Here is a 13284-nt window from a genome sequence, read left to right on the forward strand (position 1 = left end):
CGCACGCGGCTCCGTCGCCCATGAAAGACATTCTCGTCCTCTATTACAGCCGTCACGGCGCCACGCGCGATCTCGCGCTCGCGATCGCGAACGGTATCGACAGCGTGCCGGGCATGCAGGCGCGCATCCGCACCGTGCCGCCCGTGTCGGCCGTCTGCGAAGCCACCGCCCCCGACATCCCGGCCGACGGCCCGCCGTACGCGGAACTGCGCGACCTCGAGGAATGCGCGGGCCTCGCGCTCGGCTCGCCGACCCGCTTCGGCAACATGGCCGCGTCACTCAAGTATTTCCTCGACGGCACGACGCCGCAATGGCTGTCGGGCGCGCTGATCGGCAAGCCCGCGAGCGTGTTCACGTCGACCGGCAGCCTGCACGGCGGCCAGGAGTCGACGCTGCTGTCGATGATGCTGCCGCTGCTGCATCACGGGATGATGATCGTCGGGATCCCGTACACCGAATCCGCCCTCAGCACGACGCGTACCGGCGGCACGCCGTACGGCGCGTCGCACGTCGCGCAGCACGATCGCAGTGCGCCCGAAGGGCTGTCGGCGGACGAAAAGGCCCTCGCGGCCGCGCTCGGCGTGCGGCTCGCACGCGCGGCGGCGGCCCTCGCCGACGCCCAGGCCGCCGGGGCCGCATGAACGCCCCCGCCCGTCCCGCCGCCGCGGCCCGGCCGCACTACGCGCTGGCCGCCGCCGCGTGCCTGGTCGCCCTGATCGCGCTGTCGCTCGCATGGGAACTGTGGCTCGCGCCGCTGCGCCCGGGCGGCTCGGCGCTGATGCTCAAGGCCGTGCCGCTCGCGCTCGCGCTGCCCGGCGTCTGGCGGCGTAACATCTATACGATGCAGTGGGCGAGCATGCTGATCCTCGTCTATCTTGCCGAAGGCATCGTGCGCGGTATGTCCGATCGCGGGCTGTCCGCGACGCTCGGCTGGTGCGAGACCGCGCTCGCCGTCGGCTTCTTCGTGGCTGCGCTCGCGTACGTCGCGCCGTACAAGCGCGCGGCGAAGAAGCAGCGCGCTGCGTCCTGACCCTTACGCGACCGAACGTGATGATTTCTTCCGAAGCTTTCGTATCCGCCTGCCGCGACGCGATCGGCGCCGCCTACGTACTGACCGATCCGCACGACACCGAACCGTTCCTGACCGACTGGCGCCGCCGTTACAAGGGCAGCGCGTGCGCGGTGCTGAAACCGGCCGATACAGCCGAAGTCGCCGCGCTCGTCCGGCTCGCCAACGCGCACGGCGTCGCGCTCGTGCCGCAGGGCGGCAACACGGGGCTCGCCGGCGGCGCGACGCCCGATGCGAGCGGCAGCCAGGCCGTACTGAGCGTCGCGCGCCTGAACCGCGTGCGCGCGCTCGATCCGCACAACAACACGATCACCGTCGAAGCCGGCGTGATCCTCGCCGACGTGCAGGCGCGCGCCCGCGAAGGCGGCCGGCTGTTCGCGCTGAGCCTCGCGGCGGAAGGCAGCTGCACGATCGGCGGCAACCTGTCGACCAATGCGGGCGGCACCGCGGTGCTGCGCTACGGCAACGCGCGCGAGCTGTGCCTCGGGCTCGAGGTCGTGACGCCGCAGGGCGAGATTTGGGACGGGCTGCGCGGACTGCGCAAGGACAACACGGGCTACGACCTGCGCGACCTGTTCATCGGCGCCGAAGGTACGCTCGGGATCATCACGGCGGCCGTGATGAAGCTGCATCCGCTGCCGGCCGCGCAGGTCACGGCGCTGGCCGCGCTCGAATCGCCGCACGCGGCGCTCGACTTCCTCGCGCTCGCGCAGCGCGCGGCCGGGCCGCTGTTGACCGGCTTCGAGCTGATGTCGGATTTCTGCATGCAGCTGGTCGGCAAGCACTATCCGCAACTGCGCTACCCGTTCGCGCAGACGCATGCGCAAACGGTGCTGCTGGAGCTGTCCGACAACGAAAGCGAAGCGCATGCGCGCGCGCTGTTCGAGAAGCTGATGGAAGAAGCGTTCGAGGCCGGGCTCGTGGTCGACGCGGTGGTCGCGGAGAACCTCGCGCAATCGCGTGCGTTCTGGGACCTGCGCGAGCACATCCCGCTCGCGCAGGCCGACGAAGGGCTCAACATCAAGCACGACATCGCGGTGCCGATCTCGTCGATCGCACGCTTCATCGACGAGACCGACGCGGCGATCCAGCAGGCCGCGCCGGGCGCGCGGATGGTCACGTTCGGCCACCTCGGCGACGGCAACCTGCACTACAACGTGCAGATGCCCGAAGGCGGCGATGCGAAGGCGTTCCTCGCCGCGTTCCAGGCGCCGATCAACCGGATCGTCTACGACAACGTGCACCGCCACCACGGCACGATCAGCGCGGAGCACGGCATTGGCCAGTTGAAGATCGACGACGCGCAGCGCTACAAGTCGCCGGTCGAAACGACGCTGATGCGCACGCTGAAGGCCGCGCTCGACCCGCGCGGCCTGATGAATCCCGGCAAGGTCCTGCGCTGAAGCCGCCTACTCCGGAGCGAATCCCGTGAAAGTCCGCGTCCTGTCCGACCTGCATCTCGAAAACAACCTGCCCGACGCGATCCCGCATGCCGACGCGGATCTCGTCGTGCTGGCCGGCGACATCCACAATCACGCGGAAGGCCTGCGCTGGGCCGCCGAGACGTTCGACCCGGCGGTGCCGGTGATCTACGTGCCGGGCAATCACGAGTATTACGACGGGGAATTCGGCGCGCTGGAGACGGCGATGCGCGACGCCGCGCATGCGCTCGACAACGTGCACTACCTGAACAACGGCGTCTACGTCGATCCCGCCCAACGCTTCCGCGTGCTGGGCACGACGCTCTGGGCCGATTTTTCGCTGTTCGGCCAGGACGAAGCCAGCGTCGCGCGCGCGACCGACGCCGGCCTGCGCGTGATGCTCGATTTCAAGGGATTGATCCAGGTGACCTGGCCGCACGACGCGGCGGTGCATACGCCAGCAGAGGCGCCGGAACGGGATTTCGCGCCGGCCGACGCAATCGCGCTGCACCGGCAAGGCCGCGCATGGCTCGAAGCGCAGTTGGCGGCGCCATTCGCGGGCAGGACGATCGTCGTCACCCATCATGCGCCGCACCGGCGCTCGCTGGCGGAACGCTATGCGGAAGATCTGGCGTCGGCGGGGTTCGTCACGGACATGGCGGAACTGGTGCGGCCGCCGGTGGATCTGTGGCTGCACGGCCACACGCATACGTCATTCGACTACGTTGCGGATGGCGGCACGCGCGTGGTGTGCAATCCGCGCGGCTACCTTCACCGGCGCACCGGCGAATGGGAAAACCCCGCGTTCGCGTGGGACAAGGTCGTCGAGCTCGGCTGAGCGCCGGCCCGGGCGGCCGCGCGGCGCGGCCTTCCCGACCCGAAGCGTGACGGCAGGATCAGCGGCCGGGGCGGCGCGGGTCGCGCACGCGGACCGGCACGGGCTTCATCTGCGCCTTCGCCTTCATCGCACGCAGCAGGTCGCGGGTCGCCGCCGCGGCGGCAGCCGCGCCCAGCAGGACGCCAAGGCCGATCATCAGGTGCGTATCCATTGCTACTCCGGTGTGGTGTATCTCGTTAATTCCCACAGTATCAAACTGTCTGACACACGTTCGTAAAAAAATGTTGCGTGAAGGACAAATCTCGTCAGATGGCGGTCGACCGCGCTGTCATGTCGCACGCGTGTACTGTTCGAGCGCGGCTTCGTCGGCTTCGAGCGTGAGCGGCAGCTCTTCGCGCAGGAAATCGACCCAGGTCCGGATTTTCGCGTCGAGGTACTGGCGCGACGGATACAGCGCGTAGATGTTCATCACGTGCGACCGGTACTCCGGCATCACGCGCACGATGTGCCCGCTGCGCAGCCAGCCGATCGCCGAATAGAGCGGCAGCCCGCCGACGCCCATCCCCTCCCGCACGGCCACCGCGAGCGCCTCGGCGACGTTCACGCGAAACGGCGGCGCCGTGATCGGCACGACCTCGTCGCCGTTCGGCCCCGTCAGCGCCCATTCGTCGAAGTGAAACCCCGTCGCGATCATCCCGAGGCACACGTGCTGCGCGAGATCGGCCGGCCGCTGCGGCACGCCGTGCAACTCGACGTAGCCCGGCGATGCGCACACGACGCTATAGCTCTCGCCGAGCCGCTGCGACACGAGCCCCGAATCGGGCAGATCGCGGCCGACGACGATCGCGACGTCATACCCCTCGTCGAGCAGGTCGGGCATCCGCTGCGCGAGCGTCAGCTCGACGTGCACGTCCGGATAGCGCTCGCGGTAGCGCGCGATGGCCGGCACCAGATAGTGCTGGCCGAGGCTGGTGAAGCAATGGACCTTCAGCTTGCCGGACGGGCGCGCATGCGCGTCGCCCGCCTCGGCTTCGGCCTGGTCCACGTAAGCGAGGATCTGTTCGCAGCGCTGCAGATAGCGCTCGCCGGCTTCGGTCAGCGCGATCCGGCGCGTCGTGCGGTTCAGGAGACGCGTGCGCAGGTGCGCCTCGAGATCCGAGACCGCGCGCGACGCGTAGGCGGTGGTCGAATTCATCTGCTGGGCGGCCGCGGTAAAGCTTCCCGCGTCGACCACGCGGACGAATACCCGCATGTTTTGTAGCGTATCCATCCTGTTACCCCTGTGAATCCGGAGGGATTGTTGCACAGGGTCCAACAAATATTATCTCAGGATTCGTAAAAATGACTTGCACCGTTGTCCGTTTATTCAGGAATCGCTGAAAAATATAATCGCCTCCGACTCATCTATATCCGAAAGGGAGAAAATCGTGCAGTCTCCGGCGACAAAAGGGACGCTCGCACTGGCGGTTCTTGCAGTCTCATTAATAATGACCGGCTGCGCGAGCATGGGCGACAACAAAACCCAGTCCGCTCGCATCGAAGCGAACGCGCTCGACGCCGGCGCGGCGATCCGCGCGGCCGACCGCGACGCGGGCTGGCCCGCCGCCGACTGGTGGCGCGCGTACCGCGACCCGCAGCTCGATGCGTGGATCGCCGCCGCCCAGGCCGGCAACCCGACCCTCGCGGCCGCCGAGGCCCGCGTGCGCGAAGCGCAGGCGATGGCGCGCGTCGCCCGTTCGGCCGAACTGCCGCAGATCAACGGCAACCTGTCGCTGATGCGCGAGCACTGGCCGGACAACGTGTACTACGGCCCGGGCCCGCTCGCGAACGCCGACACCTGGAACAATACCGGCACGCTCGGCCTGTCCTACCACCTCGATCTGTGGGGCAAGGACAAGAACGCGACCGAGCGTGCGCTCGACACCGCGCATGCGAGCGCCGCCGACGCACGGGCGGCGAAGCTCGAACTCGAGGTCAACGTCGTGCGCGCGTATGTCGGCATGTCGATGAACTACGCGCTGCTGGATCTCGCGCACGAAACCTTCGAACGCCAGCGCTCGCTCGCCGATCTCGCGCGCAAGCGGCTGCAGGCCGGCCTCGGCACGCAGCTCGACGTGAGCCAGGCGGAATCGACGCTGCCCGACTACGAGCGCCAGATCGACAGCTATGAAGAAGCGATCCAGCTCGCGCGCCACCAGCTCGCCGCACTGGCCGGCAAGGGCCCGGGCGCCGGCGACGCGATCAAGCGGCCGCAGCTTGCGCTCGATGCGCCGGCCGGCCTGCCGTCGGCGCTGCCGGCCGACCTGCTCGGCCGCCGCCCCGACGTCGTCGCGGCGCGCTGGACGGTCGACGCGCAGGCGCGCGGCATCGACGTCGCGAAGGCGTCGTTCTACCCGAACATCGACCTGCTCGCGACGGTCGGCGGCTTCGGCGTGACCGCGCCGTTCACCGACTTCCTGCGCGCGATGAACGGCGGCTGGACGGCTGGCCCCGCGCTGTCGCTGCCGATCTTCGAAGGCGGCCGGCTGCGTGCGCAGCTCGGCGCCGCGAATGCCGGCTACGACCAGGCGGTCGAGCGCTACAACCAGACGATCGTCGGCGCGCTCAAGGACATCGCCGACCAGGTCGTGCGGATCCGCTCGCTCGATACGCAGAAGAAGGACGCCGCGCGGTCGGTGGCGGCCAACAATCGCAGCTATCAACTGTCGCGCGAAGGCTTCCGCCGCGGGCTGACCGATTACGTGAACGTACTGGTCGCGCAACAGCAACTGCTGCGCGCGCAGGAGACGGCCGCCCGCATCGACGCGGAACGCCTCGCTGCGCACGCGCAGCTGATGGCCGCGCTCGGCGGCGGGGTCGAGACGGGCATGGACGTGCGGGGCGGCCATCCGCCGAAGGACGAGGCCGCCGCGTCGGGCACGAAGCCCGCGGCAGCCGTCGCCCGGCCCGCGGAAGTCGCGACCGCCGGCGCGTCCGCCGTGCCGGCCGCACGGTAACGCGGAGCGCCGCCATGTCAGCCTCCTCACCCGCTTCCACGCCCGCCGGCGGCCCGTTCGCAGTCTGGACCGCCGCGTTCGGCGACTGGGCCCGCACCGACGGCGCCGCATGGCTCTACCTGTTCAAGGCGCTGCTCGCCGCGTTCATCGCGACCGGCGTGTCGATGCGGCTCGACCTGCCCGCGCCGAAAACGGCGATGACGACCGTGTTCATCGTGATGCAGCCGCAAAGCGGCGCGGTGCTCGCGAAAAGCTTCTACCGCGTCGCCGGCACGATCTTCGGGCTGATCGCGACGCTCACCTTCGTCGGGCTGTTCCCGCAGCAGCCGCAACTGTTCCTGCTGGCGGTCGCGCTGTGGGTCGCCCTGTGCACGGCCGGCGCCGCGCGCAACCGCAACTTCCGCAGCTACGGCTTCCTGCTGGCCGGCTACACGACCGCGCTGATCGGGCTGCCCGCATCCCAGCACCCGGACGGCGCGTTCATGAGCGCGATGACGCGCGTGGCCGAAATCATGGTCGGGATCGTATCGGCCGGCGTGGTCAGCGCACTCGTGTTTCCGCAGACCACCGGCGAGCAGATGCGCACGACGGTGCGCAAGCGCTTCGGCAGCTTCGTCGACTACGTCGCGGCGGCGCTGTCGGGCCAGCTCGACCGCGCGCATATCGAAACCATCCATACGCGCTTCGTCGCCGACGTGGTCGGGTTCGAGGCCGCGCGCAGCATGGCCGTGTTCGAGGATCCGGACACGCGGATGCGCAGCGGCCGCCTCGCGCGGCTGAACAGCGAGTTCATGAGCGCGTCGAGCCGGTTCCATGCGCTGCACCAGTTGATGAACCGGCTGCATGCGGCCGGCGCGCAGGCCGCGATCGACGCGATCGAGCCGTACTTTCGCGAGATCGCCCCGCTGCTGCTGACGCCCGCCGGCGAACCGGTGCGCACGTCGGCCGACGCAGGCCATGCGGCCGCGCAATTGCTCGCGTGGCGCGACGCGCTGCCGCGCCGCATCCGCGCGACGCGCGCCGCGCTCGAGACGCAGCCGGACTTTCCGCTGCTCGACTTCGACACGGCCGCCGAACTGCTGTACCGCTTCATCACCGACCTGCACGAGTACGCGGCCACCTATGCGTCGCTGTCGACCGCGACGCACGAGCGCGAACGCTGGATCGAGCGCTACGAGCCGCGCACCAATGCGACGGCGATGGTGATCGCGGCGATTCGCACCGCGACCGTGATCCTCGTGCTCGGCTGGTTCTGGATCGAGACCGCATGGCCGAGCGGCGTGACGATGACGCTGACGGCGGCGGCCACCTGCGCGCTCGCGTCGTCGACGCCGCGCCCGACCGCGATGTCCGCGCAGATGGGCATGGGCACCGCGCTCGCCGTCTGCACGGGCTTCCTGCTGACGTTCGGCATCTATCCGCACATCGACGGCTTTCCGCTGCTGTGCGTCGCGCTCGCACCGCTGCTGGCGATCGGCATCTACTTGACGCTGAAGCCGAAGCTCGCCGGCTACGGGATGGGCTACCTGATCTTCTTCAGCTTCCTCGCCGGCCCGGACAACATCACGCACTACGATCCGACCAGTTTCATGAACGATTCGCTCTCGCTCGTGCTGGCGATGCTGGTGTCGGCGATCGCGTTCGCGGTGCTGTTCCCGCCGACCGCGCCGTGGCTCAAGAAGCGGCTGTTCGCGGACCTGCGCCACCAGGCCGTCGCGGCCGGCCACGCGCGGCTCGCGGGCTTGCGCACGCGCTTCGAGAGCGGTGCGCGCGACCTGATGTACCAGGCGCACACGCTGTCGGCCGATCAGCCCGACGTGCAGCGCGACGCGCTGCGCTGGATGTTCGCGGTGCTCGAAACCGGCAACGCGACGATCGACCTGCGTCACGAGCTCGCGACGCTGCCGTCCGACCCGCGCTATGCGCCCGCGATGCCGTGGCGGCGCGCGATCGAGACGATGCGCAGCGCGCTGTCGGCATTGTTCTCGAAGCCGAGCACCGCGCGTTTCGACGCGACGCTCGCCGCGACCAATGCGGCGATCGACGCGACCCGACAAACGCTCGATGCGGTCGAGCCGTCGCGCGACGAGCGCCATCGGCTGCAGCGCATCCTGAGCCACCTGCATTTCGTGCGGACCGCGCTGCTCGACCCGGAATCGCCGCTCGAGCCGCTCAACCGCAACCGCCCCGTGCGTCCTCAACCAGGAGCCTCGTCATGATGCCGCGTGAAATCGCCATTCTCGATGCCTACATGCCCACGGTGGTGCTGATGTTCGCCCTCGGCGCGATCGCGACCTGGGCTGTCGACCGCCTGCTCGCCTATACGGGCCTCTACCGTCTCGTCTGGCATCCGTCGCTGTTCCGGGCCTGCCTTCTCGTCTGTATTTGCGGCGGACTGAGTCTTGCCGTTTACCGTTGATTCCGAACCATCATGATGCTCAGAAAACTCTTCGGCTTCGTCGCGACCGCCGTCATCCTTCTCGTCGCGATCCTGATCGGGCGCTCGCTGTGGGTGCACTACATGGACGATCCGTGGACGCGCGACGGGCGCGTGCGCGCCGAAATCATCAACGTCGCGCCGGACGTGTCGGGTGCAATCGTCGAGCTGCCCGTGCATGACAACCAGCTCGTGAAGAAAGGCGACCTGATCATGCAGATCGATCCGTCGCACTACCAGATCGCGGTCGAGCAGGCGCAGGCGGCCGTCGCCGCCCGCCGTGTGGAACTGCAGATGCGCCGCGACGACGCGGCCCGCCGCGCGGACCTCGATGCGCTCGTCGTGTCGAAGGAAAACCGCGAGAACGCGGCGCACAGCGCATCGAGCGCCGATGCGCAGTACCAGCAGGCCATCGCCGCGCTCGACGCCGCGAAGCTCAACCTCGAGCGCACGCGCGTCGTCGCGCCGGTCGACGGCTACATCACGAACCTGCAGACGTTCAAGGGCAACTACGCGGTGGCCGGCCAGGCGAAGCTCGCGATCGTCGACAGCCACTCGTTCTGGGTCTACGGCTACTTCGAGGAAACCAAGCTGCCGCGCGTGAAGATCGGCGCGCCGGCCGAAATGCGGCTGATGAGCGGCGGCGTGATGAAGGGCCACGTCGAGAGCATCTCGCGCGGCATCTACGATCGCGACAACCCGCAAAGCCGCGACCTCGTCGCGGACGTGAACCCGACCTTCAACTGGGTGCGCCTCGCGCAACGCGTGCCGGTACGCATCCGGATCGACGAAGTGCCGGCCGACGTGGTGCTGTCGGCGGGCACGACCTGCACGGTCATCATCGATCCGGACAAGCAGAAGAAGAAGTCGTAATCGCCCGGGCGCGCCGCGCGCTCAGTGTGCGATGCGGAAACGCCCGACCAGCGCCTTCAATGCCTGCGCCTGCTCGTCGAGCGCGTTCGCGGCAGCGGCCGCCTGTTCGACGAGCGCCGCGTTCTGCTGGGTGCCGGCATCCATCTGCGTGACCGCGCGGCCGATCTCGTCGATCCCCGCGCTCTGCTCGTCCGACGCCGCCGAGATCTCGCCGATGATGTCGGTCACGCGCTTGACCGCGCGTACCACGTCGCCCATCGTGCGGCCCGCGTCGTGCGCGAGCGCCGCGCCGTTTGCGACGCGCTCGACCGACGCGCCGATCAGTTCCCGAATCTCCTTGGCCGCCGTCGCCGAGCGCTGCGCGAGCAGCCGAACCTCTCCGGCGACCACCGAGAAACCGCGCCCCTGCTCGCCGGCGCGCGCGGCCTCGACCGCCGCGTTCAACGCGAGAATGTTGGTCTGGAACGCGATCCCCTCGATCGTGCCGATGATGTCGCGAATGTTCTTCGCGCTGCCGTCGATCTCGCTCATCGTCGCGACCACACGCCCGACGACTTCCCCGCCCGTCTCCGCCACCGCCGACGCATTGGCCGCGAGCGTGCTCGCCTGCCGCGCGTTCTCGGCGTTCTGCCGCACGGTCGACGTGAGCTGCTCCATGCTGGCCGCGGTGCGTTCGAGCGCGACGGCCTGCTGCTCGGTGCGCCGCGACAGGTCGAGGTTGCCGGTCGAGATCTCGCCGGACGCGGACGCGATCGCCTCGGCGCTCACGGCGATCTCGCTGACGGTCGCCGCGAGCCCCGTCTGCATCTCGGCCAGCGCGCGCACCATGCTGTCGCGGTCGTGCCGCGCGAGCGTGATCGGCCGCGTCAGGTCGCCGCGCGCGATGTCCGCGGCAATCTCCTTCGCGAGCGCGGGCTCGCCGCCGAGCTGCGACGCGAGGCGCCGCACGACGCGCTCGGCGATCGCGACGGCCAGCACGATCAGCGCGGCCGTCATCGCCGCGATCATCGCGAACGACGACGAAAAAATGGTCGCGGACGCATCGAGCGTCGCCTTCGACTTCTCGCCGCGCGTCTTCACGAGTTCGGCGACGAGTTTTTCGAGCTTGCCGGTTTCGACCAGCAGCGACACGTCCTGCGTGCCGACCTGCCAGTTCATCTGCGACAGGTCGAGCGGCTGCGCGCGCACCAGCGTGACGAAATCGCGCAGATGCGTGCTCCACGTGCCGACCGCCGTCGAGAATGCGTGCAGCCGCGCCGAATCGCCGGCATCGGCCGGATCCGCATAGCGCTGCAGCGTGCCGAGCGCCTGGCCGATCGACGCGAGCCCCGCGCTCACCTCGGCGCCGAGTTCGTCGCGCTCCTTCGCGGTGGTCGCGGTCAGCAGCATCTTCTGCGCGCGGCTCGCCCGCAGCACTTCGGCGCGGACTTCCTCGGCCGCCCGGCTCGCGACGTGACCCTGGTCGTAGACCGACGAGATCGATTCGTTCAGCCGGCTGATCTGCCACAGCGAAAACACGCCGATCACGAGCGTGCCGGCCAGCAGGATCGCGAATGCGGCGCGCAACGTCGCCTTGACGGTCCACGGCCGGCGTGCGCGGCGCTCGGCGTGCGCACGCCGAGCGGCACGACCGGCGGCAACGTCGGGTACGGCGGCTGCCGCACCGGGCTGTGGATGCAAAGATGCTGCTTTCATCGATCTACCCCGTATTGATCACGCTGCCGGAAAGGTCGGTCCCGGCGTTCCCGCGACGGCTGGCCATGCCGCACGTCCTGCACCCTGCCCGGCGGGTAGCCGGGGCCGGGCGCGGCGCGCCTGTTGTCATTGGGTCGTTCTACGGCCGCCATCGCCGTTTCTTGAGTCCGGAAAAACACGCACCGGGCCCTGGCGCGGCCACCGCTGAAGGGTGGACGCGCCGCCAGCGTTATACCCGTCCAAAAAAGCATGCATCTGCCGATCCGTCGGAGGAATGTCCGATTCACGACAAAACTTGGCAGGACATTCTCGATACGCCAAATTACACTTCTTTGACGCAGCAACGATCCAGAACGCGCCGATCCCCAACAGAGCGCGCCAGCCACCTCAACTCGTTCAGCTCTCATGGAAACCAGCCTCGACTCCGGCTCCGCCAGCGCAGCCGCCGCCCAGCCGTCCGCACCGCCCGCCGCACCGCCCGCCGCCCGCACCGTCTACCCGGTGCTCGGCGCGATCAGCTTCTCGCACATGCTCAACGACATGATCCAGTCGTTGATCCTCGCGATCTACCCGATGCTCAAGAGCCAGTTCGCGCTGTCGTTCGCGCAGATCGGCCTGATCACGCTCACGTACCAGATCACCGCGTCGCTGCTGCAGCCGCTCGTCGGCCTCTATACCGACAAGCGTCCGAAGCCGTATTCGCTGCCGGTCGGCATGGGCTTCACGCTCGGGGGGCTGCTGCTGATGTCGGTCGCGCCGAATTTCCCGATGCTGCTGGTGGCCGCCGCGCTCGTCGGCTGCGGCTCGTCGGTGTTCCATCCCGAATCGTCGCGGGTCGCGCGGATGGCGTCGGGCGGCCAGCACGGCCTCGCGCAGTCGGTGTTCCAGGTGGGCGGCAATGCAGGCTCCGCGCTCGGGCCGCTGCTCGCCGCGCTCGTGATCATTCCGCACGGCCAGCACAGCATCGCGTGGTTCTCGGCGGCCGCGCTGGTCGCGATGATCGTGCTCACGCAGATCGGCCACTGGTACAAGAAGCATCCGTCGATGAAGAAGAAGGCCGCCCCGGCCGGCCACCCGACGCTGTCGCGCGGCCGCGTGATGGGCGCGATCGGCGTGCTGGTGCTGCTGGTGTTCTCGAAGTACTTCTACCTCGCGAGCATCAACAGCTATTTCACGTTCTACCTGATCGACAAGTTCCACCTGTCGGTGCAGGCCGCGCAGATCCACCTGTTCGTGTTCCTCGCGGCGGTGGCGGCCGGCACGCTGATCGGCGGGCCCGTCGGCGACCGGATCGGCCGCAAGTACGTGATCTGGGTGTCGATCCTCGGCGTCGCGCCGTTCACGATGCTGCTGCCGTACGCGAACCTGTTCTGGACGAGCGTGCTGACCGTGATCATCGGCATCGTGCTGGCGTCGGCGTTCGCCGCGATCCTCGTCTACGCGACGGAGCTGATGCCCGGCAAGGTCGGGATGGTCGCGGGCCTGTTCTTCGGCTTCGCGTTCGGCCTGGGCGGCGTCGGCGCGGCCGTGCTCGGCCAGCTCGCGGACGCGACGAGCATCCCGTTCGTCTACAAGGTGTGCTCGTTCCTGCCGCTGATCGGCGTGTTCACGGTGTTCCTGCCGAACCTCGAAAGCAGCCGGCGCAAGCAGGCATGACGAACGGCCGGCCGCGGCGTGCGTGCCGCGGCCGGTCGAGCGACTCGAAGGGAGAATACGACGGCGGCTAGGGCCTGTTCACGCTAATAACGGGCTTGCGCTGGCCCCCAGAAGGGCCGAGCGCAAGGATTGCGACGAAGCGAATACTCGACGTATTCGCGAGGAGCATGACGCGGCGATCGGCCCTTCTGGGGGCCAGCCCCACGAATGCATTTTTCCAAACAGGGGAACGCGCCTTTCCGCCCGCATGGCGGCGTCGTTCGTCGTTGCAATAGCTACGGCTATTGCGCCTCCTCTCT

At 68.8% G+C, this 13284-nt stretch carries 12 protein-coding genes; 9 read left to right on the forward strand and 3 right to left on the reverse strand.

Features of this window, described 5'->3' with window-relative positions:
• Positions 1 to 20 precede the first annotated feature (20 nt).
• From wrbA to HWX03_RS23815, 4 genes are read left to right on the forward strand one after another with little or no spacing between them, the layout of a single operon-like run.
• Positions 21 to 641, forward strand: coding sequence for an NAD(P)H:quinone oxidoreductase (gene wrbA, locus HWX03_RS23800; protein WP_175872866.1), 621 nt, complete (start codon positions 21 to 23; stop codon positions 639 to 641).
• Entirely contained in the window at positions 638 to 1030 is a 393-nt protein-coding gene (locus HWX03_RS23805) for a DUF2069 domain-containing protein (protein ID WP_175872867.1), read from the forward strand. The genes wrbA and HWX03_RS23805 overlap by 4 nt, the downstream gene beginning before the upstream one ends.
• Positions 1031 to 1050: 20 nt before the next feature.
• A complete protein-coding gene (locus HWX03_RS23810) occupies positions 1051 to 2472 on the forward strand; it encodes an FAD-binding oxidoreductase (RefSeq protein WP_175872868.1) in 1422 nt (473 codons plus the stop codon).
• A gap of 25 nt (positions 2473 to 2497) precedes the next feature.
• Complete coding sequence (locus tag HWX03_RS23815; protein WP_175872869.1) at positions 2498 to 3328, forward strand: metallophosphoesterase; 831 nt, start codon at positions 2498 to 2500, stop codon at positions 3326 to 3328.
• 58 nt (positions 3329 to 3386) lie between these two features.
• Here the strand turns inward: HWX03_RS23815 and HWX03_RS23820 are convergent, their stop codons facing one another.
• Positions 3387 to 3539, reverse strand: coding sequence for a hypothetical protein (locus HWX03_RS23820; protein WP_174429583.1), 153 nt, complete (start codon positions 3537 to 3539; stop codon positions 3387 to 3389).
• A gap of 117 nt (positions 3540 to 3656) precedes the next feature.
• Entirely contained in the window at positions 3657 to 4598 is a 942-nt protein-coding gene (locus HWX03_RS23825; RefSeq protein ID WP_175872870.1) for a LysR family transcriptional regulator, read from the reverse strand.
• Positions 4599 to 4755: 157 nt separating this feature from the next.
• Between HWX03_RS23825 and HWX03_RS23830 the strand changes: the two genes are divergently transcribed.
• Genes HWX03_RS23830 through HWX03_RS23845 form a run of 4 tightly spaced genes read left to right on the forward strand, consistent with a single transcriptional unit; the run spans position 4756 to position 9634 of the window.
• Positions 4756 to 6324, forward strand: coding sequence for an efflux transporter outer membrane subunit (locus tag HWX03_RS23830; protein WP_175872871.1), 1569 nt, complete (start codon positions 4756 to 4758; stop codon positions 6322 to 6324).
• 14 nt (positions 6325 to 6338) lie between these two features.
• Positions 6339 to 8543 (forward strand): FUSC family protein, encoded by a 2205-nt coding sequence (locus tag HWX03_RS23835; protein WP_175872872.1) that lies wholly within the window; start codon positions 6339 to 6341, stop codon positions 8541 to 8543.
• Entirely contained in the window at positions 8540 to 8743 is a 204-nt protein-coding gene (locus HWX03_RS23840) for a DUF1656 domain-containing protein (protein ID WP_034207084.1), read from the forward strand. The genes HWX03_RS23835 and HWX03_RS23840 overlap by 4 nt, the downstream gene beginning before the upstream one ends.
• A gap of 12 nt (positions 8744 to 8755) precedes the next feature.
• Positions 8756 to 9634 carry an HlyD family secretion protein gene (locus tag HWX03_RS23845; protein WP_175872873.1) on the forward strand — a complete coding sequence of 293 codons (879 nt, stop codon included), beginning with the start codon at positions 8756 to 8758 and terminating at the stop codon, positions 9632 to 9634.
• 21 nt (positions 9635 to 9655) lie between these two features.
• Here HWX03_RS23845 and HWX03_RS23850 read toward each other — a convergent pair whose 3' ends face one another.
• Complete coding sequence (locus tag HWX03_RS23850) at positions 9656 to 11329, reverse strand: methyl-accepting chemotaxis protein (protein WP_175872874.1); 1674 nt, start codon at positions 11327 to 11329, stop codon at positions 9656 to 9658.
• A gap of 405 nt (positions 11330 to 11734) precedes the next feature.
• Here HWX03_RS23850 and HWX03_RS23855 point away from each other — a divergent pair, with 405 nt between their 5' ends.
• Positions 11735 to 12985, forward strand: a complete 1251-nt coding sequence (locus HWX03_RS23855; RefSeq protein WP_175872875.1) for an MFS transporter — start codon at positions 11735 to 11737, stop codon at positions 12983 to 12985.
• The last annotated feature ends 299 nt before the right edge of the window (positions 12986 to 13284 follow it).

It is taken from the genome of Burkholderia sp. BCC0397 (genome assembly GCF_902832865.1).
Classification (GTDB): domain Bacteria; phylum Pseudomonadota; class Gammaproteobacteria; order Burkholderiales; family Burkholderiaceae; genus Burkholderia.

Excerpts from the sequence above, each read along its gene's own strand:
- HWX03_RS23825 (WP_175872870.1), bottom strand. The coding sequence starts at position 4,598 with ATGGATACGCTACAAAACATGCGGGTATTCGTCCGCGTGGTCGACGCG.
- HWX03_RS23840 (WP_034207084.1), top strand. The coding sequence starts at position 8,540 with ATGATGCCGCGTGAAATCGCCATTCTCGATGCCTACATGCCCACGGTG.
- HWX03_RS23835 (WP_175872872.1), top strand. The coding sequence starts at position 6,339 with ATGTCAGCCTCCTCACCCGCTTCCACGCCCGCCGGCGGCCCGTTCGCA.
- HWX03_RS23850 (WP_175872874.1), bottom strand. The coding sequence starts at position 11,329 with ATGAAAGCAGCATCTTTGCATCCACAGCCCGGTGCGGCAGCCGCCGTA.
- HWX03_RS23810 (WP_175872868.1), top strand. The coding sequence starts at position 1,051 with ATGATTTCTTCCGAAGCTTTCGTATCCGCCTGCCGCGACGCGATCGGC.
- HWX03_RS23805 (WP_175872867.1), top strand. The coding sequence starts at position 638 with ATGAACGCCCCCGCCCGTCCCGCCGCCGCGGCCCGGCCGCACTACGCG.
- wrbA (WP_175872866.1), top strand. The coding sequence starts at position 21 with ATGAAAGACATTCTCGTCCTCTATTACAGCCGTCACGGCGCCACGCGC.
- HWX03_RS23845 (WP_175872873.1), top strand. The coding sequence starts at position 8,756 with ATGATGCTCAGAAAACTCTTCGGCTTCGTCGCGACCGCCGTCATCCTT.
- HWX03_RS23855 (WP_175872875.1), top strand. The coding sequence starts at position 11,735 with ATGGAAACCAGCCTCGACTCCGGCTCCGCCAGCGCAGCCGCCGCCCAG.
- HWX03_RS23820 (WP_174429583.1), bottom strand. The coding sequence starts at position 3,539 with ATGGATACGCACCTGATGATCGGCCTTGGCGTCCTGCTGGGCGCGGCT.